Consider the following 26,827-nt stretch of genomic DNA (forward strand, 5'->3'; position numbering starts at 1 on the left):
ACTGACCTCCCGTAACGGTGCTATCGAATTACCTTAAACTTCCCTTACAACGCGTTTAAGGTTCTGTTCCCCTGCCTCCTCCATCACAATTCTGTGCATTAAAAAAGCACCTCGCCCATGGGCAAAGCGCTCTTCACTTCGGATATTTCGAATGAATCCAGCTGAATCTAACCAACGTTCCCTCATTTGGCTCCGAAAACAACTCGACACGGTTATCCAGGCGGGCACTGATCTCACGGACCAGATATAATCCCATTCCCGTAGATTCGTGGTATTGTCTGCCCCGTTCGCCTGTAAAATAGGGATTAAACACGCGATGAATATCTTCGGACGAGATGCCAATCCCCTCATCCTGAATGTCCAGGATTGTACGCTCTTCCTGCTTATAGCCTGTAATGATCACTTTTTTGCCTGATTTACTATCAGAATAGTTCACGGCATTGGTCAGGATCTGGGTGAACATGAACCGCAGCCACTTGGAGTCACTGTAGATCTGAAGGTCGCCCTCCATACGGATATCCGGCGTAATGCCTCTGCGAATAAACAAACGTCGGTTCTCTGCAATGCTACTCCGAAGCACTTCTTGCAAAGACAACAGCTCCACACGAAAATCCCCTTCGAACTGTTCAAGCCTTGATGAATGCAAGACCATTTCAAGTCCTTTGCGCATTTTATCCAGCTCATCCTGAATACTGCCAGCCGTCTCATCGTCCACATCTTCCAAGGTCAGTTGGATAATGGACAACGGGGTCTTCATCTGATGAACCCAGCGATTCATGAATACCACCTGCTGTTCCTTGCTAGTACGTAACTGCCCCATCTCGTTCTGCCGATTACGCTCCAGTTCATGTAACAATTGCTGGATGGCTTCCGCTACGACCGAATTTCCAAGCGTTTGGAAAGGTTCGTTTACCAGTTTTCGTGGTTGTTCAAGCAGACGATAATACGCTCGTAGCTGGAAGTAACGTATGATCAGATAGACCAACAGCACAACAGTACTGATCAGCATGCCATAGAGAACAATCTTCATCGGACGGCCCTCACGAGAGAGCCAGTACACACACGGAACCAGCAGCATTTGTAACACATAAAATCCAACTAACATCTGGTGGTCTTTCAGGAACAGTCTCATTTCCCTTTCCCCTGTGAGGACGAATCTAGATCCAACACACGATAACCCGCTCCGCGAACCGTCTCCAAAATCTCTTCTGCACCCAGCTCCTTCAACTTCCGCCGAACACGTGTAATATAGACATTCAACGTATTATCATCAATAAAATGCTGATCTTCCCACATTTGTTCTAACAATTTTTCTCGGCTGACAACTCGCCCTGCCTTCGCCATCAGCGCTTCCACCAGTATCGCTTCCTTCTGTGTTAGCTCGGTAGAACGCTCATCATATTCCAATACAAATCGCTCAGGATAAAGGATCATGGGACCGTTCTTCACCTTCACTTCCTGTTGAACAGAAGCGTAAGAACCATAGGCTCTGCGTAGCTGACTACGTACTTTGGCAAGAACGACTTCATATTGAAAAGGTTTTGTAATATAATCATCCGCTCCATGTTCCAATGCCATAATCTGATCCATACCACTATCACGAGCCGATATGAATAAAATGGGACATATGGAATGTGTGCGTATCTGCCTGCACCAGTAGAATCCATCATATTGAGGCAAATTCACATCCATCAGCACAAGGTCCGGCTTCACTTCCACAAATTCATCCAGTACATGACGAAAATCATCTGTGACCTGTACCTGGAATCCATTTCGGGTCAGATAAGCCGCCAGTAATCCTGCTAACTTGGCATCATCTTCAACCAACAATATCGACTGCATCGTTAACCCTCTTTCCGTTTCCTGACGTCAGTGTATCACATCTAGTTACCCATTCTAGTCGGAAACGGCTTGAAAATAAAGCTTTAGACCACGAGACGCCCTCTCTTCTCTGCCAACCCAATGATGGCTTCCACCCCTGAGTTAAACTCAAGAAAGTCCTGCTCGACCCCATCGCTGAAAATAACACCATCCTCTGGCATCTGGGATACAATGTGCAGTGGTTGTTTTGAATGGATCTGCCCAAACACGAGATTGGCCGCAGTCGTTCGGCTCGGAAAAGGTTCACGTACTGAAAAATATAAGTACGGCGCATCCCAGTTAAAATGATTCAGCTCCTGCCTGCTTCCATGAATGGATGCCGATGCTGTAGCAACCTCTGCTTCGGAATTCATGTTCTGCCATGCAGCCGACCCTACAATTCCGGTGGCGCCGGCCAGCACACTTTTAAACCAGCCTGTCGATCCCATGCCTGTGGATACAATAATACCACTAGAGGATTGTTGTTCTGTGGATGAACCCAAACGCACTTCATAACGAGCCGATACATGTGTCTTCCGACCAATGAACAGATCATTCACACCATATAGATACTGTCCATCATTGAGTTCCACTTTGGCGAGAGTGACTTCTTTCAAGGTTCGTTGCTTTCGAATGACATCAGGAACAATGAAGCTCAGATCCTCCACGGTAAAAGGTAATAACACGCCATCCCAACGCATCGGGTCCGGATTCACACCGATGAGCGGCTGCTCGGTTACGTATTTGAGGGTGTTGGCTACAAGCCCATCCTGTCCAACCACGACCACGATATCCTGATCTCCAAAGATAAAATTGGGCACATGTTCCCGATCAATCGTCTGAACCCGTCCCAATTGACCCAGTTGCTGCTGGGCCTGCTGCACAGATAGCCGATAACGACGGTCTTCCTCCATATAATCACTGAAGTCTGCGCCCAGACGTTCAATATAGAACTGAGCTTGCTGCACCGTGTTATATCGAACCACCAGCTCTTCCAGTCGGGTCCGGCGTTTCACCAGAATCAGCTTGTGTTCACTCATCCGATCACCTGCCGTGGCCTGCTGACGTACTGATTTCCCTGCCTGCTCTGCTTGCTCTCTTCTTCCTAATCTCATCTCGCTCGACCTCCCTGATCTCTGCCTGGCGCAGGAGACATTAATCCCTGTAACAGATCCGGCGAGATATTTAGTTGCCCAATCTTGCCTGCATTTTCAGCCAGTTCCTGGAACGCGAGTGCGATCAGCTTATCGGAATTCATACCCATATTCGCCATTGCTTGCAGTACATTGGGCTGTACATTTTGCAATGAATTCATCACGGCAGCAATCTCATACGCTTTGGCATCTGCCTCGGCATTGTGATTAGCAATAGTTAACTCAATCAGTTGCTGCTTACGTTCCTCCATCGCTGTATTAAACTGAAGCTGCTCCTGCTCCATCTCGTTTTGTTTCTGTTTCACCGAGCGTTCTGTCTGCAATTGGGTCTCACGAATTTGCTGTTTCTTCGTCTCTACGGCAATTTCGGTGTTCAGTTCGTTCTCTTTCACTCGTCTTTCCTGTTCAATCGATGCATTCCGACGTACATAGAGCGCTTCATCTGCCTGACGCAAAATCTCTTCCCGCGCCTGTGCTTCCAATGCACGCATCGTCTCTTTATTAGGCAGAATAGCCAGAATCGATAGACTCATCAACTCAACGCCCAATTTCTCCAACTCTTCACTTTGCACAACCTCGCGTTTCATGCTGCTTGCCAGCCGTTCACTGGATTGAATAGCTTCTTTCAGCGGCATTTGCTCCAGATGTTTCTTGGTTAGTACTTTCGCTGTGGTGATCACCCGTTGATCCAGCTTGCCGGGGTCGTCGGAGATATACCGATTTTTGCGCAAATTGTACGTGTAATTCAGGCTCTGGGTTATTTTCAAATAATCCACAATGCGATAACTTAATTGCCCCTGCACAGTAACCGTCTGATAATCCGCCGTAATCTCTTCGAACATGAACGGTACATCCACCGAGGATACGGGTAGAACCACTACCGATGTGGTCGGCTCATAATAATAGAAAGACAATCCTACACCTTGACGCTGTACCTCACCATTTTTCACCTTCATGACATATTCACTGGGTTGAAATTTCGCAAATCGGAATCCAAACATGGCTCATTCCCCATTTCTTTAATATTGTCGTTTTGATATTATCGAAATGATAACAAATGAATTCGATATTGTCAATACGACATTAACAAAATGTTTATATGCCTATTAGAGAGGTGGATAAAGTCTGAACCTCATTTTTTCCGCAAAAAATAAAGAGACCGGATCATATGATCCGATCTCTTTACCTGCTTTGTTTTTTTCTATTCATGCGTGTTGATGATGCAAACAGGCACCTTTCGTAATCAAAAGCGAACTTTTTGAACTATCTCTAATACAGTTGTTCCATCAGCCTGGCAACTGCAACAGCCCCTTGTGCACGGTTTGCTGTTTCTTTCGGAGCAAACGTGCCATCATGCATGCCATTTAGCAGTCCAAGTTGTTGCATCGAGGATACAGCCTCTTTGGCGTATGCTGCGATCTCGGCGTTGTCTACAAACACCATATTTCCTTGTACAGAATTGGTCGCACCCTCACGCTGCACAACCTTCAGTGCTCTGTTCAGCATAACGGCCATTTCTTCTCGTGAAATGCGTTCATTCGCTCCAAAGCTTCCATCTGCTCGGCCTTGAATTATTTCCATTTCCATTCCAAGTCGTACTGAATCGGCATACCACTGCCCTTCCTTCACATCCGTTGGGACTGAAATAGATGGATCCGGCTTACGTGTATCACCAATACCTTTAATAATCATTTGCAAAAATTGTGCTCTGGTCAGTTCACCTTGCGGGGTAAAACGAGTTGCACTCATCCCCGAAATAATCCCTTTACCGTAGAGGTTCTGTACCTCTTGGATTGCCCAATTGTGATTTTGCAAATCATGTAATGGCACTTCAACTTCTGCAATGACATAACTGCCGGATTCCAGCGGTTTGAACGCCATCGTTTTGGTCTTATCATCGTACTTGGAATACGTAACAGGTTTCATTTCTCCACTTGGAGATATGGAATGTACAACCATAACTACATCATTTTTCTTAGGTTGCTCCACATTGGATAGAGCAACTTCAACCGCTCTGTTTGTCCATTGCAATGGCTTATTGTTCATTAACAAATTCACATCAACAATTGCGTGATCACCAATCGCTGCTTTTTGAGATGTGGACAGTGTATCTGTCGATCCTATTGCTACTACGATGTCGAACGTTCCCGCAGTCTCCGCAATGGTTAGTGGGAGTGATCTCAGAGGAACACGAACGGTAGTCTGTCCTACAACTACATCCAGGGATTTCACTTCCTCGGAACGAATCCATGCCGACAGTTGACTTGTAGCCAATTGGAATGTGACTGTCTTGGCTGTGTCAGGCACATCTGCAAGCAGTTTCAACGTACGATTTCCTGCATCCATGGATTGCAGTGCCTGGGTTAATTGAGATACATCTGGACGAATCGAATACTTGTCATCCCCGGTTGCTGTTCCTTTTACCGTTATTAGACCCTTAACTGGCGGATTACCAGGTTCAACCGGTGGTGTTACAGCCGGATTCCCCGTTGAAGGAGCTGTTCCCGGGTTGGAAGGTTGTGATGGTACACTTGGTTCTGATGGCTGGCCAGGGCCAGGTGTTACATCTTGACGTACAAGCTTACTCACAGCATCTTGTAACGCACGATCCGCATTGCTTACATCTTGCGTTGAAGATTCAACATCCAGAATGAATGCCTTCGCTTCAGAAAGTGCCTTACTGAATACATTCCAGCTTGATGTCGTGTATTCGGTTTGTTTTAATTTCTCAGCGGTATCTACAGTAGTTTGCAGTGCAGATTTGTCTGCCGGGAACGTACCATATGCTTCAAAATCCATAAACCCTACCCATTCTGGACCTTCTGTAATCGTTACAAGAATATAACGCGCTTCTGTATTATTCGAGAACACGTGTCTTGGCGCTGTTGAAACGACAACGTCGCTCGAGGTATCAACTACTTTCACAAAATTTTTGTTATCATTAGACACTTCGATCTTATATTTGATTCCGCCACTCCACATCGACATTTCGATCTTGCGAAGATTAGCAACTTGCCCTAAATCCACTTGCCACCAGCTACCCTTACTCTGGTCTGTTCCCCATGAAGTGTTCGGATTGTTGTCAATTGCACCTTCAGGAGAGTTGGCTTGATTACCTCCTGTCCCTGCACTGCTTGAAGCCGTTGCCGTTTTGCCCGTTGTTAAAGCCTCCAGAGAGACCAGACTAGTAAAGGCTTGTTTCAACGTACTCAGTGCTGAATTCACCTCAGACTGGACAACAGCATTGTTATCTCGGACCTGGATCGCTGCCTGCAAAGATTGTTGCAATACAGTCCAACTCCGGCGTGTATAGGAAGATTCATTTTGCTGCTGCATTTGTTGAATGTACTGGTGCAGTTGTGTTTTGTCCACATTGGATAGAGCTTGAATGGCATCATGCAAACGTTTAACCGCTGTATTCGCATCCGTCTGTGTTGCTCTTGGATCATTCAAGACCTGCTCAGCGCCTTCCAGCGCTTTGGTCAATACCGCCCAAGTGGCCGCAGACCAGTCAGTCTGCTGATACGTACGCGCTTCCGCTATTTTAGCTCTGAGCTCGTCAAGCTGCGGGGCGATAACCTGCATCTGCTGCATCACACGTTCCAATGCTGTTGTCGCTGCATCTGTATCTGCTTGAGTTACCCCGCCCGTCGTGTATGCCTGTTGGTATACATCATTCGCTGCCGAGATCGCCGGAGCCAGAGTCACCCAGCTTTCCGGAGTAAAATCAGTCTGTACCAATGATTTGGCTCGTGTAAGTGCCGCATCCAGTTGCTGGCGGTCTGCGGGCAGAAGACTCAATCCACGTTTGTACACATCAAGGGACCATAACGCTCTGCCTTCATACGAATGCCCGCCGTTGGCCGGAAATTCATCGTAATCAAACATGGCTTGGTTCTCCCATGCATTTCCTTCAGATGCAATCCAGCCTACACCGGCCGGAATCCAAGCTGGCTCCCAGTAGAAGAAACCTGCGCCATGATTATCCGGCACGTTCGCAATCATGTCCATAATGCCGGCGATGGCATCATATTGACCTTGAACGGTTGCGGGGAAGTCTGCTCCCCCTACATGAAGCGCTTCGTCCGATCCGATGATATTTCCATGAGCGTCCCCGTTTTTGTAGGAAAACGGATAGGACGTTTCAGCGATAATAACATCTTTACCAAACTCGACTGACACTTCATTCATCGTTTTCTGTACATCCGCAAACGTCCCATGCCAGAACGGGTAATACGACAGTCCGATAATGTCATAGTCCAATTCGCCTTTACTTAACTCTCCAAAGTACCATTTAAACGTATCCGCCTTGCCGCCTTCAGCCAGATGGATCATAATCTTCACCTTATCCGCGTTATTGGTGATCTCTCCTTCTACTGCACGTACAGCATCAATTCCGCTTTTTAGCAGTGCAACATTTTGCTTAAAATCCACGTCACTGCTCAAGCCGTTCAGAAGACCACTGTTGATTTCGTTACCGATCTGCACCATATCAGGCATAGCGTCTTCGGCTTTCATCTCACTTACAACTTCATACGTATAATCATATACAGCTTGTTTCAATTGATCGAAAGTATAACTTTCCCAAGCTTTAGGACGAAGTTGCTGTCCCGGATGAGCCCACTCGTCAGAATAATGGAAATCAAGCAGCACTTTCATTCCTTTTGCTTTCACCCGTGCGGCTAGCTCAATTACATCTTTCTTATCGTTAAAGCCCCCGGATTTCTGCGGGTCATTCCATAGACGAAGGCGTACGTAATTGACACCACGATCCTTGAGAATATCGAGCAAATCACGCTGTGTACCGTTGCTGTCCAAATATTTTCCGCCTTTAGCCTCAATGGCCGTTAACGTGGAAATATCGACACCTCTAACATAGTCTTCACGATATCCCTCAACGATCACCTTAGCTTTAAGCTGAGGTTCTGGAGGCGCACCATATACCGCACCTGTCACGGTAAAGCTGCCCGCATGTGCGTACTCTGAAGGGTCAATACTGTCCCATTCCACTGGAACCATTCCTGATTTTCCATTCTGGTACCATGCTTTTACCTGATTAGGCAGAATTGGCGCACTTCTTGTCACCGTTCTCACTTCGATCTCATCATATCCTTTAATATTGGCTGGTTCAGTTCCTTCTGATTCTCCCCACACTTTGAACTCCAATATTTCCGGCCAGACTCCTTCACCCTTGTAAAAGGAGATGTTCAGTCTGATGTATCGCACATCATTCTGCTCAAACGTCAGATCAGCGATCTGTTTAGGATCGGCATTTTCACTTTGATCAACAACTTTGGTCCATGCCTGCTGGTCAGCAGAGGTTTCTACCATATATTTCACAACCGTGTTTTCTCTCCACGTTATTTCCGCTCCGGACAGATTGTAGTCTTCACCCAGATCAATCATGACCCACTGTGGTTGTTCCGTTGTCACTCCCGCAGTAGCAGTCCAATGCGTGTCACTTTTACCATCAACCAAGTGCTCCTTTTTACTCTCCCACTCCAAATATTCTGTGCTTACCTTAACCGCCTTGTTAAGTGCCACGTTCACTTTTGCATCTTCTGCAGCCGCTGGACGAACCATCAGTCCCAGATCACAGAATAGCATCAGTAACACCAGACACCCGCTTATGTACCTTTTATTCACTCTTGATCTCCCCCTTTTTGTGTTTGATTGTGCATGGATCAATGAATGTTATGAATCCCCCTCATTGTAAGCGCTTAATAGTGATAGGCGACACGGCATAATCCAAAGGAAACAGCAGTTATTTTAACAATATGATCCTGTGACAGTTACATTTGAGCTATATTAATCACACTATCTTGCAACAGAAAGCAAAAAAATCTGTCCGTCCACCGAAGGCAGAACAGAACAGATTTTCAGGTATATGATCATTGTTACATTTATTTAGTAAGTTTCAATTCAAGTTGTACCTGGATATCATTTTCAGTCGAGAGCACAACGGAGTGTGGATTTTCCATTCCGAAATCTTCGAACGTTACCATCGATGTTGCCGACAACAATACTGCATTATTCTCATAAGCAGCTTTTGCGTCAAAGGTTACTTCTTTTTCAATACCTTTAACCGTAATGGTACCATTCATTTTGATATCAACCGTTTGACCGACAGGCCATTCCGCAGGTACCCCTTCAAATGAAGTCGCTGTAAATGTAGCTTGTGGATATGTAGCGACATCGAAGAAATCGGCTTGCTTCACGTGACCATCACGCTGTCCATTCCCGGAATCAATTCCGTCCATCTCGATCTGTCCTTCTGCCTTCATCTGAGCAGCATCATCTACATTAATTGTCCAATTGCCTGTTACCTTCTCGTCCACAAAGTTAACTGTCTCCTGTGATGTGGTTACGGAGAAGTATACTTTGGAACCTTCGCTGATGCTCCAGTCTCCGTTCAGTTGCTCTGCTCCAGCAGTTTCATTGGCTACAACCGTTCCTGTGCTATCTACAGCTGTGGTGGAAGTCGCTGTGCTCGCAGGAAGCACCTGCTCAATCTCCACGTTGTTCCCCAAGTAACTGTTTGTGATATAGTAACCACCGCCACCGATTACGGCAACCGCCGCTACACCTGTAATAAGCCATGCTTTTGCTTTCTTGTTCATCTCTATGTTTCCTCCAGTACATGATTGTTTAGGTTGCTTCTTGGAGTGAATCATATCAATTGAATGTGTCAGGAAGAAGTCAAGATAAGATAAGTCCCATATTTTTTTGAAATCCGTAATACAGGATTGGCTTTACGCTCTGGCTCATGTAAAATCAGTACAAGTTTACAAAGCGAAAGGAGAACGCTTTTTTTGAAATCCATACTTATCGTCGAGGATGAGCAAGCTATTGCACGAGTATTGGCTGCTTATCTGAGAAAAGCAGAATTTGAAGTTCATCATGCAGCAGATGGACCGACTGCACTTACCCTTTTTGATACCGTAACGCCTTCCCTTGTATTACTTGATGTGATGCTACCAGGAATGGACGGATGGGATCTGCTGCGAATTATTCGTGAAAAAAGTGCTTGTCCCGTGATCATGCTAACTGCACTGGATGACATTTCAGACCGTCTCAACGGACTAAATGCCGGTGCTGACGATTATATGAGCAAACCTTTTGTACCGGAAGAAGTGGTTGCCAGAGTTAATGCGGTGTTGCGCCGTAATCCACATTGGACCTCAGGTGGCAAAGAGAAGCGTTCCTTTGGAAATCTCGTCATTGATCTTGCTGCCAAACAGGTGCTGCTGAACGGTGCAGAGGTTGCACTCACACCTCGTGACCTGTCGTTACTGTTCTTCCTGTCCGATTATCCGAATCGTACATTTACCAGGGATCACCTTATTGAACAGGTATGGGGGATGGACTATGATGGCAGTGACCGTGCTGTGGATCTATCGATTAAACGACTACGTCAAGCCCTCTCCCACTGGTCGCCAGAGACGGGAGAAATTCGGACGTTGCGAGGAATGGGGTATCAATTTTGGATCGCCAACTGAAACAGAAGAAACCCAAACGCACGATATCCATTCTGTCACACTGGACACTGCGATATTTTCTCATTTTATGCATTGGTTTCACGATTATTGTGGCAGGGGCACTCTACTGGATTCGGACAACTTCCATTGAGAAAAGCCTCAAAACCGCAGAACTGCTTGGGCTGGAGATTGCCGATCGAGTGACCAGTGAAAATAATATGCTTCGGGTTCCACCCGATCTGGACAGACTGGTAACCAAGCGAGAGAAACTATTCAACACAGATAATTATTTTTGTGTCATGATCTTGGACAACAACAATCAATTGATCTTTTCCCAGCCTAAAATGGAGCAAAAAGATGTGCATTATCGACTGTCAGACGATTATCTTGAACCTCGAAACAACAAATATGCAGGTGTAACGGTCAACATATCCGAGGGCGATCAAACCTTGGGTAAAGTGTGGGTCATGCAGTCCAAACAATCCATTACATTTGGTCCAGAGACGATATGGCTCGTGGCTCTAATCCTCGGAGGACTAATCCTCTGTGGATGGTTTACAATCTATCTCCTGTCCAAAAAGTTATCCAGACCGATTCGTCAGGTCGCCTATGCCGCTGAACAGATTCGAGGTGGCAATTATGATGTGAGTCTTGACTTGAATACACGAGAACGTGAGATCAATGAACTTGTAAATTCATTTCGCGATATGGCCACTCGTCTCCAACAACTTGAAGAATGGCGTACACTTTCACTGGCAGGAGTAAGTCATGAACTCAAGACACCGGTAACTTCCATCAAGGGGCTCGTTATGGCAGTACGTGACGATGTCGTGAGTCCACAGGAAGGTAAAGAATTTTTGGATATCGCTTTGAAGGAATCTGAACGCATGGAGCGAATGGTCGCAGATTTGCTTGACTATAACGCCATGGCTGCAGGAAGTGTTACCGTTCGCAAGGAACGGACGGATCTGAAACTGTTGGTCGGTGAGATCATCTATCAGTGGAAGATTGCGTATGAGGACAAAATGCCAGAGGTTCAGCTGCACGCCCCTCCAATTAACTTTTTTACCATGGGGGATGCTCTCCGCATTCAGCAGATCATTGTCAATTTGCTTAATAACGGACTTCATGCCACAGCTCCTGAACAGAAAACTGTCTTCGACATTTATCTAAGTACAGAAGAACAGATGCTGTACGTTGATGTTAAAGACTACGGCACAGGCATCGCAGCCGAAGAACAACCCAAAATTTTCGAACGGTTCTATCGTGGAGAACTCAAAAAACGTCGTAACCGCGGCCTGGGTCTAGGATTAACATATAGCCGCCTACTCGCTCAGGAACAGGGCGGTGAACTGACACTTGTCTCCAGCAGCCCGGAAGGCAGCATGTTCAGATTAAGCCTGCCACGCTGGACTGCAACACAAGAAGCCATGAATACAGAAAAAGCATACGGAGCAGCCGTTAAAGTATAACGCACCTCACTAACATGACAACTAGCCCAGAACTCCATTCAGGAGACTGGGCTAGTTCAACATGTTCCTTGTTGCTTTATCCAGAATCGAAGCAATCAACACTCTAATACACGTGGTCTGTATTCATCGTAAGCATCCGAGATCAGTTGCTTATGAAGTACACTACTGACAATGATTGCTTTCCGCTTTGCTTTCAGAACGATCTGCTCTATATCCGCATAACTGCACCCGTTCAAGCGTTCACATATGTAATCTTCCAGCCGAGTCTCCTGTTCAAATGATCCCACCAATTTGCTGATATACAATTTGCGACTCGAATCATCAGGCATACCGTAGGTCATCTTCGTATCAAACCGCCGCCAGATGGCATGATCCAGTTGTGTTTCCAGATTCGTTGCAGCCACCAGAATGCTTTCCCCATCGAATTCGTCCAGACATTGCAACAACGTATTGACGACACGAGCCATCTCTTTCACTTCATCATTGCTCTCACGTGTCCGGCCTATGGCATCAAATTCATCGAGAAATAACACACAGGGATTCATTCGTGCATATTCGAATAACTTACGTACGTTACTCCCCTTCTCCCCAAGATGGCTATGAATGATCGCATCTAATCTCACAAGAACCAATGGCAGATCAAGGCGCTCCGCCAGATGTGATGCCGTTAATGTTTTTCCCGTACCGGGAGGCCCGAACATGACCATTTTGTTGGGGATTGATACATCATGCTCTCTGAACTTCTCTTTCATGCCCAGAATGGTGATAAATTCATTAATGATGCGTTCATTTTCAGCGGAAAATACAATATGCTGGGCTTTGCGTCTACACTCTTTCGGCGTGTAAAAAGCAGCCATATCGATCCCTTTCGCGCGGGGAATCCGGTTCATATGGTTTATTTTGCTCATGTATACACATGCTCCTTCATTTATAGTTTCGTGTAAATGTTTAGTTCAATTTATATAGAACCAATTAGACTTTTAATCGTAATTATTACTATTAAATAATAACATACTACTGCCTTTTTGCAAATATAACCACAGCACGTCCACTATTTTGCCACAGATGGGGGCATTTGGTTGCAAGCTTCAATAAAATTTGCTATTCTAAGTGTGCATCGTTGTGTATAACGCAAAAAAGCCCTCCGAATTTCGTGAGAGCAACAAAAATTTTCCAGATTGACAAGCGGCAACTTGTTATATCCGGATTCTTTATACCAACGACTGTAATCCAATTAAAGTGAGGTTAACAATCATGGCAAAAGACGTATTGTGTGAAGTTAATTCCTGTCGTCACTGGGCTCAAGAGAACAAATGTAACGCTTCTTCGATCTACATTGTGAGTCACAGTAACAAAGAAGCAAGTCAGTCTGCTGAAACAGACTGTAAGACTTTTGAAGTAAAATAAGTAATTTCATGTGATTCACTTAAAGGAGCCCTTACCGGTTCCTTTTTTCTTTGTCTATTGTAACAAGAATGATAATTATTATCAAGCCTATTCTGTAAAAATCCTTCTAACCTCTTAAATGCACATTGGACAGATGACCTACGTACACTACGTAAGAAGTCAGTATGCCCATGAACGATTAGAACCAAGAGGTGAATAACAATGCCTGTTAAAAGTGGCACACAGTATCGCGAACGAATTGATGCACAGTCCGTCCCTTGCTGGTACAAAGGTAACCTTATTACTGGAAAACGCTCTGAACATGTAGCATTTGCTGGTTTGATGGAGACTCAGATGTACATGTATGATCTGCAATCTGATCCTAAATTTGCAGAAACGATGACGTATGCCTCCCCGGCAGACGGCAAACCTGTGGGCATATCCTTCCTGCCTCCAACCAGTGCCGACGACCTCCGTAAACGACGGGAAGGGATGAATATCTGGGCAAATGTGCATCACGGCTTTCTTGGTCGCTCACCCGATTACATGAATACAGCCATAATGTCCTTTTACACAGGTGCCGATCTCCTGAACGAACTATCTCCCCAATATGCAGAAAATCTCAAAAATTATTATGCGTACTGCCGTGATCATGATATCACACTATCCCATGCCTTCATTCAGCCATATGCCAGCAAAATCTCAGGGCAATTGGATGCTACTGAAGATGCTATTGCCGCAAAGGTCGTGGATCGCACCGAGGAAGGTCTCATTATTAGCGGAGCATTCATGATGGCTACACAAGCTGCCACTTCGGATGAGATTTTTGTCTATCCGTCACCTTCTCCCGCCCCATTTGATGACGAAAATCCATTTGCATTCTCTTTTGCTGTCCCCAATGATCTTCCGGGTATCAGTCTGGTATGCAGGGATACCTACGCGGCCGAATCTCACGCTAACTATCCGCTGAGCTCCAGGTATGAAGAAATGGACAATATCGTCATCTTTGACCGGGTGCTCGTTCCGCATGAACGGATATTTTTTGCAGGAAGTGAGGAAATGTCCTCGCGTCTCTTCAGTGGTAGCAACTTTCATATTCACGCTGGTCATCAGGTATTGTGTCGTTATATTGCCAAGACGGAATTTGTTCTCGGTACAATCCAGCTTCTCACGGATACGCTGGATCTGAATACGGAAGCACATGTTATAGAGAAAACTGCACGTGTGTTCGCAGGTCTTGAATCGTTAAAAGCATTGGCCTTGGCCGCGGAGGCAGGTGCAATACCAGACGGAAGAGGATTTGTATTACCTGCACCCAAACCATTGATGGCAGCCAATCTCCTCTTTCCGAAACTTTATCCTGAGATGATTGAAATTCTGCAACTCTTGGGTTCGAGCGGGGTAATTATGATCCCTCAGGAAGAAGAGTTTCAATCCGATATCGCTCCTTCACTGAATATATATCTGAAAGGGAACGATATGGCTTCTCACGAACGCAACGCTCTGTTCCGCCTGATCTGGGAGCTTGGATCTGGTTCATTCGGGGGCAGACAGACCCAATTCGAACGCTTCTTTTTTGGCAATGTCCTTACCGTATCCAATCGGTTGTTCTCCGTCTACAACAAAGATCAGACGAATCGTCAGCTCGTTCGTGATTTTCTATTCAACACCAGCAAATAAGAGAACTAATGAATCATTTTTTTAGACCAGATGGTCATATACCGTCATCAGTTCAGAGGCTGGTCTGCTTGCATCCATATCCCGCAATGCAGGCTGGTCTCCGTAACCGATATGGAATACCCCCAGCACCTTCTCTTCACTTGTCAAACCCATCAAATTCATAAACACAGGATGTTGTTGATAATCATTGATCTTCCAGACCGCATTCAATCCCTGTTCCGCAGCCAGAATACTAAAGCGTTTGCTCCAGGCTTTGGCCGGCAGAAGATCATCCTCACGGGCATTTCTAGGCGCCACGACAACCAGATGGGTAGGAATTGCTTCCGTGTATTGATATGTAGCCCAATCGCCGTAGCGATCAGCCAGGTGGGGTGGATAGCTCTGTCTGACCGCTTCCAGATAAAGCTGTCGTCCTTCGCCTGCAAACAACATAAACCTCCAAGGTTCTGAACTCATTACATATAATGAAGGATCTGCTTCATCAAGCAACTTTCGTATAACCGACTGGGGTACTGGCAACGGACTGAATTCGCAAGTTCCTGCACGTCTCTTGCTGCTGCTTATATCTTGACTTAGACCGGTAGACATGGCAACTTCCCCTCCTCTATCTGCATGATATATCGTTATCCTTCAACTGTCTTCACATCAACCATGTTTTCTTCGGTTCAATGGCTTCCGTTCTCCAGCGATCTACCTCTTCGTGTATGCGCGCTTTATCACGCGTCGTAAACTGTTCTGACTCCACCACTTCTGACTGCGGTATGCTGTCACGTATCAAGCGAATGTAGTCCATGGAACGGATCAGAGACTGGCGTCCAGGGATGTACCTTATTTTGCGTCCTTCCAACAAGCAGTATATCTCGATCATACCCGGTAATTTTCCGAAGGCTTCCCAGCAGAATGCACTGACCATATGCTGAAATGCCTCAACTACGTTTGGATCATGGACAACCATATATTTCTGAATCAGCAACGAATCCCAGCCTTCTGGTTGCCAGGCCGCCTGAAATATCATCGATAAATGCATGGATAATGAAGGTAACTCCGTTCTCCACTGTTCAAAAAGAATGGCTGGATGCTTCAGATCATCGTTCATTGCAATGGCGAGTGACAATTCATCCGTAATCTTGTTCTTCACATCCCAGTAATGGAGAACAGATTCGAAACCATCCGTCTTTCTGGGCCACCACTTCTCAAGTAAATACTGTACGGGTACCTCTTTGCGAACATCGGGGTCGAGACTGTAAAAGGCATTGACCGCATGGCTCACCGCATATTGTACACGGTGCCTCCATTGCAGTGGAAGACGCTGCTCAGACACTGGTTCAGGGCGGATGAATCGGTGTGGGCTGCGCAGCATTTCTTCCAATCTGTAATCTTCAAGCAGACGTCCAGGAAGGTCATTCCTTCCGACTGGCATCGCTGCCTGAACATTATGTCTTAACATGATCTTTAGGACACCTGTAATCCGGCAGCAGCGAAGCGTTTGCCAAAGTCACGGCATGTTTCTTTCTCCTGCTCAAGCGGACTGTATTCAATTTTCAACATCTCTGGAGATACCTCCGCCCCACGCTCTTGCAACTTGGCAGCCGCAAGATCAACTGCACCGCAGAACTGCTCATACGAGGTGTCACCACTACCAAACACCGCAGCCCTCGTACCACTCAGGTCAAGCTCATCCAGCTCCTCATAGAAATCAAGGAATTCATCTGGCAACTCCCCATCTCCCCAAGTGTACACACCGATCATGAATCCGTCATAGTCCAATACATCAGATGCATTACAATCCGTTACGGATTTCAGGTCTGCCTCGTGGCCTCCCTGTGTAATTCCTTCCACAATCAGTTCTGCAATTTCTTCTGTATTTCCTGTCATGCTCGCATAAGCTACTAACAATTTAGCCATCTATTTTTCCCTCACTTTATTTGATCATGTTATATTCTCTCTATGAAGAAAGAATGAATTTTGGATTAACAAAATCATATGTGATAATGATTATCATTGTCAAATTAAATTTTTGGTTATCTTTGTTTTTCAGTATATGGTGCACTCCCGTCCCCCAACTGGCGTCCAAGCCCTTTTTTGTTGTACAATAGTATCCAAATGACTTTTGAAGGATGGATAAATCATTATGTACGTAGCTAAGAATTGGAAGGACTATGAAGTAATCGATACAGGAGGCGGCGAGAAACTGGAGCGTTGGGGAGATGTGATTTTACGCAGACCCGATCCACAGATTATCTGGCCCCTTGAGCAAGAAACCAATGAATGGCGTCAGGTGCATGGTCACTATCATCGCAGCTCTTCCGGTGGCGGTAACTGGGATATGAAAAAGCCCATTCCCGAGCGTTGGACGATCGGATACGAAAACCTGAAATTCCACATTAAACCTACCAGCTTTAAGCACACTGGTCTGTTCCCTGAACAAGCCGCCAACTGGAGCTGGATGATGGATAAAATCTCCAATGCAGGACGCCCTATTTCTGTCTTGAACCTGTTTGCCTATACAGGCGGAGCAACGGTAGCTGCTGCTTATGCAGGCGCATCTGTTGTACATGTGGATGCAGCTAAAGGCATGGTTCAATGGGCCAAGGAAAATGTTCAATTATCCGGACTGGCTGATCGCCCTGTTCGTTTTATTACAGATGATGTATTCAAATTTGTACAACGGGAACAACGTCGCGGAAATCGTTACGACGCCATTATTATGGACCCTCCTTCATATGGCCGCGGCCCTAATGGAGAGACATGGAAACTGGAAGAGAACCTATATCCTTTCTTGAAGTCATGTATGACGATCTTGTCGGATAATCCATTATTCATGCTGGTTAACTCCTACACTACGGGCATTTCCTCTACTGTTCTGCGCAACATGTTGACCATGACGATGTCTGCTCAGTACGGTGGTGACATTACTGCAGGTGAAATTGGTCTGCCAATTACACGTAGTGGTCTTGATCTGCCTTGTGGTATTCTGGGCCGTTGGGAGTCTTAATCATGTCAGAACATCGGCATGATCACGATGCAATTCCGATTCTGTTCGAAGACAACCATCTGTTAGGTATTACGAAGCCGGTCAATGTACCTACCCAGGAAGATTCATCAGGTGATCCGGATTTGCTTACATTGCTGAAGCAGGATCTGAAAGAACGATACAACAAACCTGGCAATGTTTATCTCGGGTTAGTACACCGACTTGATCGTCCTGTTGGAGGGGCAATGATTTTTGCCAAGACTTCTAAAGCAGCTTCGAGATTGTCCGAGACTGTGCGGGGACGTCATTTCCGTAAAATATATGCAGCTGTTGTACACGGCAAGTTGCCTGCACAGCAGGGAACGTTAAAACACACGCTCCTGAAAGATGCACGTACAAATACCGTTACTGTTGTACCTAAAGGTACGGTTGGCGGTAAGGATGCCGTTCTGGATTACCGTGTTATCGGCGAGACAGATCGGTACAGCCTCGTCCATATCGAACTGCATACCGGCAGATCTCATCAGATTCGGGTGCAAATGAAAGAAATCGGCTGCCCTCTGTACGGGGATCAGAAGTACGGCGCAAGCGTGAATAAACCCGGGCAACAGATTGCTCTATGGTCGGCGATTGCTGCTTTTCCTCATCCAGTTACTAAGGAAGAAGTTATTCTGCAATCTTTGCCTGCAAGAGAATTCCCCTGGGCAGAATGGCCCGCTGCCGTGTACCAAAAAGCTTTTGGACAACCTCAATAAGTACATGTTCAAAAGACTGGTTTTCAGTACCGATACGATGGGATCAGAAGCGGTATTATCGAACAACCTCTATAAGTGCACAGGATCAGGTTACATCTGTCCATACAACGTGTCGTTCAGATTCTGTATCTGAACGACACGTTTTCTTATATTTTCAGCTGTATACCTAAAATACAGAGAGGAGACATCATGATGACCCCGTTTACCAAACAAGTCGTTGCGATCATCGCGGCGATTCCCGAAGGTAAAGTGATGACTTACGGTCAGATTGCAGCCCATGCCGGGAGTCCAAGAGCCGCGAGACAAGTCGTACGTATTCTGCACTCGATGAGCCGCAAGGAACGTCTGCCCTGGCACCGTGTCGTCAATGCAAAAGGAGAAATCTCCATACCGGACGAACACTCGCGCATGATGCAGGAAACAGAACTGATTAGCGAAGGTGTGGAGTTTCAACTGAACGGAACCATTAATCTCAAACAGTTCGGTCATGAGCCCGATCCTGTATTTCTTATCGATCCAACGATCCAGCCCGAATAATAAAAGTACTCTACTCCTATCGCGCACACCAAAAAAAAGAGAACTCAGGCAGTTAGGGTTACCCCTTCGACTGCTAGAGTTCTCTTTTTGGTTTTCTGATATTCGTTATGCAGTAGCCGTCGCTTTTTCCTGTTCTACAGTTACAGGTTCAACAGCTGGTTTTGTTTTCCGAATAAAGAACGCCATGATCAAAGCAACCACGGTCATTCCGGTAGCCACGATGAATGCATAGTTAACGCCGTAAATCGTTGCATCTGCTGTAGCTGCTAACATCGCTGTCTTATTATTAGGGTCAAATTTGCCAGCAGCCACTGCATCCGCCAGATGTGTTTTGAGCTTACTACTCATGATGGTAACCAGAATGGCTGTACCGATCGCCCCGGCAACTGTACGCAATGTATTGGACATCGCTGTACCATGTGCGTTCAGACGTTGAGGCAGTTGATTCAGACCTGCTGTCTGGATTGGCATCATCAGCATCGACATACCGAACATACGAGCCGTGTAGATAAACATCATGTAGCCGTAGGTCGTATCGATTGCCAGACGACTTAGTCCAAAAGTTGTAATTGCCGTAATGGCAAGACCTGCAACCGAAAGCCAGCGTGCGCCCACTTTATCAAATATGCGACCTGTAATTGGGGACATAATCCCCATCAATATCGCACCAGGCATCATCAGAAGTCCTGATTCAATCGGTGAGAATCCACGAATGTTTTGCAGGAAAATAGGAAGCAGAATCATACCTGCAAACATCGCCATGGTCACGAGCATATTGATAATCGTTGTTAATGTATACATGTTGTACTTGAAAATACGGAACTCAAGGAGCGGATGATCTGTTGTCAGTTGACGAATAACGAACAGAATCAGGGATATCGCACCTACGACGAGACATCCAATGACAATTGCACTGCCCCATCCATCGGTACCCGCATCACTGAATCCGTAGAGCAAACTACCAAAACCAAGTGTAGATAAAATTACGCCTGGATAATCCAGTTTAGGTCTGGACTGACGTGTTACGTTTTTGACAAAAGCAATACCAATTGCCGTTGCAATAATAGAGAATGGCAAGATGATGTAGAACAACAATCTCCAGGAATAATGCTCAACCACATAACCTGAAAGTGTAGGACCAATCGCAGGAGCCAGAATCATCGCAATCCCCATGGTTCCCATGGCCTGACCGCGTTTCTCGATTGGGAAGATGGTCAGGAATACAACGGTCATCAGAGGCATCAGGATACCTGCACCTGCCGCTTGAATGACACGACCTACCATCAGAATGGTGAAGGTTGGACTAAGACCACAGACTAATGTACCTATGGTAAAGAGAGTCATGGCTGTAATAAAAATTTGACGTGTTGAAAATTTGGCAATCAGATATGCCGTAATCGGAATCAGTACACCGTTCACAAGCATGTAACCCGTAGTTAACCATTGGGCTTTGTTTGGCCCGATGCCGAGGTCATCCATGATTTTAGGAAGCGCTACGTTCATCAGGGTTTGGTTCAGGAATGCCACAAAGGCACCAATTAACAATGCCGCTACAATAGGGCCTTTCTTGATGTTGTCCATCGCTGAGGATGGAGCTGCAGCAGTAGTCGTACTCATATGTTGTTCATCTCTCTTCCTTCTAACTTTTCAATCATTTGACTATGAATTCTAAGTAGGTGCTCAAGGTCTTCCTTCGATATGTCCAGAATGGGTGATACTCTTTCCATCCACAAATGGTGCGTTTCCTGTTGGGCCTGTTCCCCTTTATCCGTAATCTGAAGCTTAACGGATCGGCGGTCAGCATCCGAACGTGTCCGAACGATATACTCACCTTTGACGAGCCGCTCTACAACAGCGCTCATGGAACTGCTACCCATATGGCATAACTCAGCCACTTCATTGATGCCAATGGAAGGACGCTCCCTCAGAATGGATAACACCATAAACTGGATCGAAGTCAGCTCGATCTCCTTGTTTTCATTCCAAAATGCTCGAAAAAGCATTTGATTCACTTGGCGGAACGAATTAATAATATAGAATACTTCATACGTATCAGTCATTGTTTCACCCTTTTACTTTTGGAATATAATATTTCGTACACGAAATATCAGGGGAACAATTATTTATTATAACAAAAATATTTACATAGTCAACTCTTTACATATGAATTCGCGAAAATAATATTAGGACATACTAACTGTGTTACATCCATGCCTTTACCCAACTAACCTGGACACAGTGTGTAGCATATGTAATTTGTAAATAAAATAACCATAGGGCTCCTGCGTGAAACGAGCAGGCACTCCTATGGTTATTCAGAGGAATCAGCATGGTATCATACCGAAGTAGATAAGGCAGGCTCTTTGGTCTTGGGTGTTGTCATTTTGCCTAACAGATATACCAGCAATTGTTGATTGTGCATCGAAATGTTACTGAGAACAGAGTTCATGAACTCATTCCGGATGGTGATTCCCCGCTCTGTCTCCATTCTTCCTTTCTCTGACAGAGATACCCACACAATGCGTCGATCCTGATTATCCCGATTCCTGCGAATCAGATCATTCTTCTCCATTCGATCGAGCAGCATGGTTACAGCAGCTGGCGTAGTTGACAGATAAGGAATCAGATCCGAAGGTTTCATCTTCTGATGATCTTCGAGTACCTCCAGAACAGCCAGCTGAGCCTCCGTTAATGAGGGTGCCAGCTCTTGATCCATATGCAATTTATAATCTTTGGTCAACCTGGACCAGCACTTGGCAAAATCGGAATTATACATCTTCCATCGCTCCTCTCTGCAACCGGTTATCACTTCACCTGCTTAAGTTTTCGCGCTCCAAAGCCGCATTCCTGCTGCCTTTTTTCAATTTCCTAGCGATCGACCGTAATCGACGAAGGTTGTTAAACTTCGCATGAATGCCCTCTTCTAATCCGCCTTCGAACAACAAAAAAAGACTCCTCGCATGACAGGATTAGCTGTTCTGCGAAAAGTCTCGTTTGTTTGTTTTTATGAAGATGCTGCTGGTTGATTCTCATTGAAGTCCCTTAGAAGTTCAACGATCTCGTCCTGTTTGTCCACATGAACGATCAGCTTGCCAATATGTTTGCGCTCTGTAATCGGAACACCTTCCGAAGAGATCGGGAACACTTGGCCTTCTTTGGTCATTACAGTGATCTTACGTTGCTCTTTGCAATAAAACGCTCCAGCAATACGGCTACCATTCGGTTTCACACGTTTGCCTTCTTTGAACTCGAATGTGGCAAGCCCCTTGCCTCCACGGCTCTGTATAGCGTAATCCAGAAGTAATGATCGTTTACCATATCCCAGATCGGACAACACGGCAACTTCACCTTCATCTCCTTCTACCCATAGAGCGGATACAACTTCATCTGTATCTCTTAACTGAATACCACGAACACCACCGGATACACGTCCCATTGGATTGACCTCATCCTCTCGGAAACGAATCGCCATGGCTTCTTTTGTAATCAACATAATATCTTGACCACCTGTACTCAGATGTACAGATAACACTTCATCGTCCTTGCCCACTTTACATGCCGCAACTGCACCGGAACGCTTGGTAACGTAATCCTTCAGCTCCGTTCGTTTCACCTGTCCTCTTCGCGTAACGAAGACCAGACTGTGATTTGGCTCTTCAAAGGATTTCACAGCAAGCACACTTGCAATACGGTCATCTTTCGCAAGGGGAATGACATTCACAATGGCTGTGCCTGGATCTTTCCACTTGAATTCAGGTACCTGGTGAACAGGTAACAGGAAGTACTGACCTTTCCTCGTAAAGACAAGCAAGTTCTCAAGCGTATTTACTTCCAGAACCTGAGCGATATAATCGCCGTCTTTCACACCACTTCCGCTCCGTTCACCACCAGAACGTGTAAAGGACTGCATGCCTGTACGTTTCACATATCCCTCTTTGGATAACGTAACAAATACATCTTCCGCATTCACAAGTACTTCGAGATTAACCTTAAGTTCTTCCACTTCACCCTGGATCGCAGAACGACGGTCTATGCCGTATTTCTCACGAATCTCCATCAATTCCTTGCGGATGACTCCGATGAGCTTGCGGTCACTATCCAGAATGGATTGTAATTGTGCAATCTTTTTCATCAGTTCACCGAGTTCCTTCTCCAGAGAATTGATCTCCAGATTTGTCAAACGGTACAATTGCAACGTAAGGATGGAATCTGCTTGGCGTTCCGTGAATCCAAACATCCACATCAGGTTATTTTGAGCATCCTGACGGTTCTTCGACGCTTTGATGGCCGCAATGACCTCATCAAGGATGTTAAGTGCTTTTACCAAGCCCTCGAGCACATGCGCACGGTCTTGCGCCTTCTCCAGCTCAAACCGGGTACGGAAGGTTACAACCTCCCGCTGATGGGCAATGTAAGCCTCGAGGATCGATTTCAATCCTAATTGATGAGGTGCTTTATTCACAATCGCAACCATATTGAAATTATAGGTGACCTGCAGGTCGGTTTTCTTCAGCAAATAAGCCAAAATACCTTGTGCGTCCGCTTCTTTTTTCAACTCAACCACGATTCGCAGACCTTCACGTCCGCTCTCATCACGCACTTCGGCAATACCTTCAACCTTCTTCTCAAGTCGGATGTTCTCCATCGCTGTAACCAGACGAGATTTCACGACCTGATAAGGAATTTCGGTAATGACGATCTGCTGTTTGCCACCGCGCATGTTTTCAATCTCGGTTTTGGACCGGATATAGATCCGTCCTTTACCTGTGCGATAGGCATCCAGAATGCCGTCACCGCCCATAATCAATCCGCCTGTTGGAAAGTCAGGACCCTTCATAAACATCATGATTTCGTCCAGCTCAATCGACGGTTTCTCCATCACAGCGATTGAAGCATCAATGACTTCACGCAAATTGTGTGGAGGAATCTCCGTTGCAAATCCGGAGGAAATACCGCTGACACCATTAACCAGCAAGTTCGGATAACGGGATGGCAATACAACCGGTTCTTTGGCCGTATTATCAAAATTATCCTTAAACAGAACCGTCCGTTTCTCGATATCGCGAAGCATCTCCATCGCGATGGGCGACAAACGGGCCTCCGTATACCGCATCGCCGCTGCCGGGTCATCATCCTGTGATCCCCAGTTACCATGACCATCCACGAGCATATGGCCCATTTTCCATGGCTGAGCCATCCGTACCATGCCCTCATAGATGGATGAGTCACCATGTGGATGATAATTACCCATTACGTCCCCAACGGTTTTGGCAGACTTGCGGTAAGTCTTGTCAGGCGTATTGCCTGAATCGTACATGGCGTATAGAATACGCCGTTGTACTGGCTTCAACCCATCCCGGACATCCGGAATGGCTCGATCCTGAATAATATATTTGGAGTAGCGACCGAAACGGTCCCCAACGACCTCTTCGAGAAAGGCCGGCATAAATTGTTCTGATGGACTCATTCCAAGCACCTTCTATTCTTCGTACTCTGTAAAGTCGACGTTCTCTACAATCCAGCGTTTCCGCGGATCAACCTTATCACCCATGAGCGTAGATACACGACGTTCTGCTTTTGCTGCATCAACAATCTGTACCTTCAGCATCGCACGAGTTTCCGGATTCATTGTTGTTTCCCACAGTTGATCCGGATTCATCTCACCAAGACCTTTATAACGTTGAAGCTCAACATTATTACCGAATTCCTTCATATAATTCGCCAGTTCTTCATCCGTCCATGCATATCGAACACTCGCAAGCTTACCAGACTTACGAGTAAGTTTGTACAATGGCGGCTGAGCAATATATACTTTGCCTGCATCAATTAAAGGCTTCATATAACGATAAAAGAAGGTCAACAGCAACACCTGAATATGTGCGCCGTCCGTATCCGCATCGGTCATAATGATAATTTTGGAATAATTGCTGTCTTCAACTGCAAATTCGGTTCCTATGCCCGCACCGATCGCCGCTGTAATGGCGCGGTATTCTTCATTTTTGAGAATGTCGGCCAGCTTTGATTTTTCCGGATTGAGCGGTTTTCCCTTGAGCGGCAGAATAGCCTGAATCTTCGAGTCACGTCCCTGTTTGGCAGAACCACCTGCGGAATCACCTTCAACAATAAACAACTCATTTCGGGTAAAATCCTTTGATTGCGCCGGCGTTAGTTTGCCGTTCAGGTTGGAACTCTCACTGCGTTTCTTGCCTGTACGCATATCATCACGTGCTTTACGGGCTGCTTCTCTAGCTCTGGAGGCTTGAACCGCTTTGCGAATTAACGTTTGCGCTACCTGCGGGTTTTCTTCCAGGAACCGTTGAATATTCTCGGACACGACCGAATCCACAGCACTTCGAGCGGAAGCGCTGCCGAGCTGATCCTTCGTCTGACCTACGAACTCAACATCTGACATTTTGACACTGATGACGGCCATCATACCTTCACGCAGGTCATTACCTTCGAGGTTTTTGTCTTTTTCCTTAATCATGCTGGTACGCCGTGCGTAATCATTCATTACACGGGTATACGCAGCCCTGAATCCGGTCTCATGAGTACCGCCGCCCCGAGTAGGGATCGAGTTCACGAATGAAGCCAGTGTTTCCGTATAACCCGCGTTATACTGGATTGCCACTTCGACTTCAATGTCATCCTTCTCCGCATAGAAGTGAATAACATCATGCAGCACATCTTTATTTTCGTTAAGAAAAGCAACAAACTGGCTTGCTCCGCCTTCATACATGTATTCATCCTGATTGCCCGAACGTTCGTCCTTGAGCACAATTCTCAGACCCGAATTCAGAAAAGCAATCTCCTGAAGACGTTCTGCCAATGTATCATAATTAAATTGAATACCGCTCTGGAACACCCGAATATCCGGTTTAAATGTAACTTTTGTACCTGTCCGATTGGTATTGCCCAACACTTCGAGACCGGAGACCGGTTCACCGACATGTTCAATCCCTTTTTTGTCCTTCCAATACTCGAATCGCTGACGATGAATCTTGCCATCACGGAAAATCTCGACTTCAAGCCACTCGGACAATGCGTTTGTAACTGACGCACCTACACCGTGCAAACCGCCTGATTTTTTGTATCCTGATCCACCGAACTTTCCGCCTGCGTGCAAAATCGTAAACACGACCTGGGGAGTAGGAATCCCTGTTTTATGTATACCTGTCGGAATTCCCCTTCCGTTATCCTGAACCGTAATAGAACCGTCCTTATGCAGCGTGATATCGATTTTGGAGCAGAATTTGGCGAGATGTTCGTCGACAGCGTTGTCGACAATTTCCCATACCAAATGATGTAAACCTGAAGTGCTGGTGCTGCCGATGTACATCCCCGGCCGTTTCCGTACCGCTACCAACCCTTCAAGTACTTGAATGTCGTCCGCGTCGTAGCCTGAAGACCCCTGTCCTCCGCCTGTCGAACCTGCCGACATATCGATTTGCTCGACCATTCATGCTCCCCCTTCTTAACTTGCAACTAAAAAAATGCCTAAAATGCAAACAGATGTTTTCTTATCCTTGTC

At 46.0% G+C, this 26,827-nt stretch carries 22 protein-coding genes; 7 read left to right on the top strand and 15 right to left on the bottom strand.

Translation table 11 applies throughout. The features are described from left to right. Nucleotides 1-133: 133 nt before the first annotated feature. From MHH92_RS18185 to MHH92_RS18210, 6 genes are all read right to left on the bottom strand, one after another. On the bottom strand, nt 134-1,132 hold the full coding sequence (locus MHH92_RS18185; RefSeq protein WP_340905426.1) for a sensor histidine kinase: 999 nt from the start codon (nt 1,130-1,132) through the stop codon (nt 134-136). Then, nucleotides 1,129-1,842, bottom strand: a complete 714-nt coding sequence (locus tag MHH92_RS18190) for a response regulator transcription factor (protein ID WP_340905428.1) — start codon at nt 1,840-1,842, stop codon at nt 1,129-1,131. The genes MHH92_RS18185 and MHH92_RS18190 overlap by 4 nt, the downstream gene beginning before the upstream one ends. An 83-nt stretch (nt 1,843-1,925) precedes the next feature. Next, nucleotides 1,926-2,900: a sugar kinase gene (locus MHH92_RS18195; protein WP_315371914.1), complete on the bottom strand. Its 975-nt coding sequence runs from the start codon at nt 2,898-2,900 to the stop codon at nt 1,926-1,928. 71 nt (nt 2,901-2,971) lie between these two features. Beyond that, entirely contained in the window at nt 2,972-4,015 is a 1,044-nt protein-coding gene (locus MHH92_RS18200; RefSeq protein ID WP_100527281.1) for an SPFH domain-containing protein, read from the bottom strand. Nucleotides 4,016-4,283: 268 nt separating this feature from the next. After that, the gene (locus MHH92_RS18205; protein WP_340905432.1) at nt 4,284-8,660 is read right to left on the bottom strand and encodes a glycosyl hydrolase 53 family protein; all 4,377 of its coding nucleotides are present in this window, start codon (nt 8,658-8,660) and stop codon (nt 4,284-4,286) included. A 257-nt stretch (nt 8,661-8,917) separates the two neighbouring features. Next, nucleotides 8,918-9,634 carry a YceI family protein gene (locus tag MHH92_RS18210; protein ID WP_100527279.1) on the bottom strand — a complete coding sequence of 239 codons (717 nt, stop codon included), beginning with the start codon at nt 9,632-9,634 and terminating at the stop codon, nt 8,918-8,920. 192 nt (nt 9,635-9,826) lie between these two features. On the opposite strand from MHH92_RS18210, the gene MHH92_RS18215 reads away from it, so the two are divergent. Both MHH92_RS18215 and MHH92_RS18220 read left to right on the top strand, forming a co-directional pair. Further along, nucleotides 9,827-10,513, top strand: coding sequence for a response regulator transcription factor (locus tag MHH92_RS18215; protein ID WP_036672909.1), 687 nt, complete (start codon nt 9,827-9,829; stop codon nt 10,511-10,513). Beyond that, on the top strand, nt 10,498-11,964 hold the full coding sequence (locus tag MHH92_RS18220; RefSeq protein WP_339186791.1) for a HAMP domain-containing sensor histidine kinase: 1,467 nt from the start codon (nt 10,498-10,500) through the stop codon (nt 11,962-11,964). Before MHH92_RS18215 ends, MHH92_RS18220 begins: the two co-directional genes overlap by 16 nt. 95 nt (nt 11,965-12,059) lie before the next feature. Here the strand turns inward: MHH92_RS18220 and MHH92_RS18225 are convergent, their stop codons facing one another. After that, entirely contained in the window at nt 12,060-12,872 is an 813-nt protein-coding gene (locus tag MHH92_RS18225) for an AAA family ATPase (RefSeq protein ID WP_340905438.1), read from the bottom strand. 346 nt (nt 12,873-13,218) lie between these two features. Here MHH92_RS18225 and MHH92_RS18230 point away from each other — a divergent pair, with 346 nt between their 5' ends. Further along, complete coding sequence (locus MHH92_RS18230; protein ID WP_076209985.1) at nt 13,219-13,371, top strand: DUF1540 domain-containing protein; 153 nt, start codon at nt 13,219-13,221, stop codon at nt 13,369-13,371. Between the two features lie 201 nt (nt 13,372-13,572). Then, complete coding sequence (locus tag MHH92_RS18235) at nt 13,573-15,030, top strand: 4-hydroxyphenylacetate 3-hydroxylase family protein (RefSeq protein WP_101313642.1); 1,458 nt, start codon at nt 13,573-13,575, stop codon at nt 15,028-15,030. Between the two features lie 21 nt (nt 15,031-15,051). Here the strand turns inward: MHH92_RS18235 and MHH92_RS18240 are convergent, their stop codons facing one another. Genes MHH92_RS18240 through MHH92_RS18250 form a run of 3 tightly spaced genes read right to left on the bottom strand, consistent with a single transcriptional unit; the run spans nt 15,052 to nt 16,935 of the window. Further along, complete coding sequence (locus tag MHH92_RS18240; protein ID WP_074095588.1) at nt 15,052-15,618, bottom strand: nitroreductase family protein; 567 nt, start codon at nt 15,616-15,618, stop codon at nt 15,052-15,054. A gap of 52 nt (nt 15,619-15,670) precedes the next feature. Next, on the bottom strand, nt 15,671-16,477 hold the full coding sequence (locus MHH92_RS18245; protein WP_340905443.1) for a hypothetical protein: 807 nt from the start codon (nt 16,475-16,477) through the stop codon (nt 15,671-15,673). A gap of 5 nt (nt 16,478-16,482) precedes the next feature. Beyond that, entirely contained in the window at nt 16,483-16,935 is a 453-nt protein-coding gene (locus tag MHH92_RS18250; RefSeq protein WP_047843511.1) for a flavodoxin, read from the bottom strand. Nucleotides 16,936-17,161: 226 nt separating this feature from the next. On the opposite strand from MHH92_RS18250, the gene MHH92_RS18255 reads away from it, so the two are divergent. The 3 genes from MHH92_RS18255 to MHH92_RS18265 all read left to right on the top strand — a co-directional run bounded on the left by MHH92_RS18255 (nt 17,162) and on the right by MHH92_RS18265 (nt 19,296). Next, nucleotides 17,162-18,025, top strand: a complete 864-nt coding sequence (locus tag MHH92_RS18255) for a class I SAM-dependent methyltransferase (RefSeq protein WP_017687801.1) — start codon at nt 17,162-17,164, stop codon at nt 18,023-18,025. Between the two features lie 2 nt (nt 18,026-18,027). Next, the gene (locus MHH92_RS18260; RefSeq protein WP_339186785.1) at nt 18,028-18,759 is read left to right on the top strand and encodes an RluA family pseudouridine synthase; all 732 of its coding nucleotides are present in this window, start codon (nt 18,028-18,030) and stop codon (nt 18,757-18,759) included. A 192-nt stretch (nt 18,760-18,951) separates the two neighbouring features. Next, nucleotides 18,952-19,296, top strand: a complete 345-nt coding sequence (locus tag MHH92_RS18265; RefSeq protein WP_036613313.1) for an MGMT family protein — start codon at nt 18,952-18,954, stop codon at nt 19,294-19,296. A 105-nt stretch (nt 19,297-19,401) separates the two neighbouring features. Here MHH92_RS18265 and MHH92_RS18270 read toward each other — a convergent pair whose 3' ends face one another. The 5 genes from MHH92_RS18270 to parE form a co-directional block, all read right to left on the bottom strand. Beyond that, complete coding sequence (locus MHH92_RS18270) at nt 19,402-20,913, bottom strand: DHA2 family efflux MFS transporter permease subunit (protein WP_340905449.1); 1,512 nt, start codon at nt 20,911-20,913, stop codon at nt 19,402-19,404. Further along, nucleotides 20,910-21,356: a MarR family winged helix-turn-helix transcriptional regulator gene (locus tag MHH92_RS18275; protein WP_036613308.1), complete on the bottom strand. Its 447-nt coding sequence runs from the start codon at nt 21,354-21,356 to the stop codon at nt 20,910-20,912. The genes MHH92_RS18270 and MHH92_RS18275 overlap by 4 nt, the downstream gene beginning before the upstream one ends. 275 nt (nt 21,357-21,631) lie before the next feature. Beyond that, entirely contained in the window at nt 21,632-22,072 is a 441-nt protein-coding gene (locus MHH92_RS18280) for a MarR family winged helix-turn-helix transcriptional regulator (protein ID WP_036613306.1), read from the bottom strand. 228 nt (nt 22,073-22,300) lie between these two features. After that, a complete protein-coding gene (gene gyrA / locus MHH92_RS18285; RefSeq protein WP_253501294.1) occupies nt 22,301-24,763 on the bottom strand; it encodes a DNA gyrase subunit A in 2,463 nt (820 codons plus the stop codon). A gap of 12 nt (nt 24,764-24,775) precedes the next feature. Continuing rightward, entirely contained in the window at nt 24,776-26,755 is a 1,980-nt protein-coding gene (gene parE / locus MHH92_RS18290) for a DNA topoisomerase IV subunit B (protein ID WP_253501296.1), read from the bottom strand. Nucleotides 26,756-26,827 lie beyond the last annotated feature (72 nt).

It is taken from the genome of Paenibacillus sp. FSL M7-1414, assembly GCF_038003195.1.
Classification (GTDB): domain Bacteria; phylum Bacillota; class Bacilli; order Paenibacillales; family Paenibacillaceae; genus Paenibacillus; species Paenibacillus amylolyticus.

Bases quoted from the DNA above. Each gene is read 5' to 3' on its own strand.
- MHH92_RS18185 (WP_340905426.1), bottom strand. From the start codon at position 1,132: ATGAGACTGTTCCTGAAAGACCACCAGATGTTAGTTGGATTTTATGTG.
- MHH92_RS18190 (WP_340905428.1), bottom strand. From the start codon at position 1,842: ATGCAGTCGATATTGTTGGTTGAAGATGATGCCAAGTTAGCAGGATTA.
- MHH92_RS18195 (WP_315371914.1), bottom strand. From the start codon at position 2,900: ATGAGTGAACACAAGCTGATTCTGGTGAAACGCCGGACCCGACTGGAA.
- MHH92_RS18200 (WP_100527281.1), bottom strand. From the start codon at position 4,015: ATGTTTGGATTCCGATTTGCGAAATTTCAACCCAGTGAATATGTCATG.
- MHH92_RS18210 (WP_100527279.1), bottom strand. From the start codon at position 9,634: ATGAACAAGAAAGCAAAAGCATGGCTTATTACAGGTGTAGCGGCGGTT.
- MHH92_RS18225 (WP_340905438.1), bottom strand. From the start codon at position 12,872: ATGAGCAAAATAAACCATATGAACCGGATTCCCCGCGCGAAAGGGATC.
- MHH92_RS18230 (WP_076209985.1), top strand. From the start codon at position 13,219: ATGGCAAAAGACGTATTGTGTGAAGTTAATTCCTGTCGTCACTGGGCT.
- MHH92_RS18235 (WP_101313642.1), top strand. From the start codon at position 13,573: ATGCCTGTTAAAAGTGGCACACAGTATCGCGAACGAATTGATGCACAG.
- MHH92_RS18240 (WP_074095588.1), bottom strand. From the start codon at position 15,618: ATGTCTACCGGTCTAAGTCAAGATATAAGCAGCAGCAAGAGACGTGCA.
- MHH92_RS18245 (WP_340905443.1), bottom strand. From the start codon at position 16,477: ATGTTAAGACATAATGTTCAGGCAGCGATGCCAGTCGGAAGGAATGAC.
- MHH92_RS18250 (WP_047843511.1), bottom strand. From the start codon at position 16,935: ATGGCTAAATTGTTAGTAGCTTATGCGAGCATGACAGGAAATACAGAA.
- MHH92_RS18255 (WP_017687801.1), top strand. From the start codon at position 17,162: ATGTACGTAGCTAAGAATTGGAAGGACTATGAAGTAATCGATACAGGA.
- MHH92_RS18260 (WP_339186785.1), top strand. From the start codon at position 18,028: ATGTCAGAACATCGGCATGATCACGATGCAATTCCGATTCTGTTCGAA.
- MHH92_RS18265 (WP_036613313.1), top strand. From the start codon at position 18,952: ATGACCCCGTTTACCAAACAAGTCGTTGCGATCATCGCGGCGATTCCC.
- MHH92_RS18270 (WP_340905449.1), bottom strand. From the start codon at position 20,913: ATGAGTACGACTACTGCTGCAGCTCCATCCTCAGCGATGGACAACATC.
- MHH92_RS18275 (WP_036613308.1), bottom strand. From the start codon at position 21,356: ATGACTGATACGTATGAAGTATTCTATATTATTAATTCGTTCCGCCAA.
- MHH92_RS18280 (WP_036613306.1), bottom strand. From the start codon at position 22,072: ATGTATAATTCCGATTTTGCCAAGTGCTGGTCCAGGTTGACCAAAGAT.
- gyrA (WP_253501294.1), bottom strand. From the start codon at position 24,763: ATGAGTCCATCAGAACAATTTATGCCGGCCTTTCTCGAAGAGGTCGTT.
- parE (WP_253501296.1), bottom strand. From the start codon at position 26,755: ATGGTCGAGCAAATCGATATGTCGGCAGGTTCGACAGGCGGAGGACAG.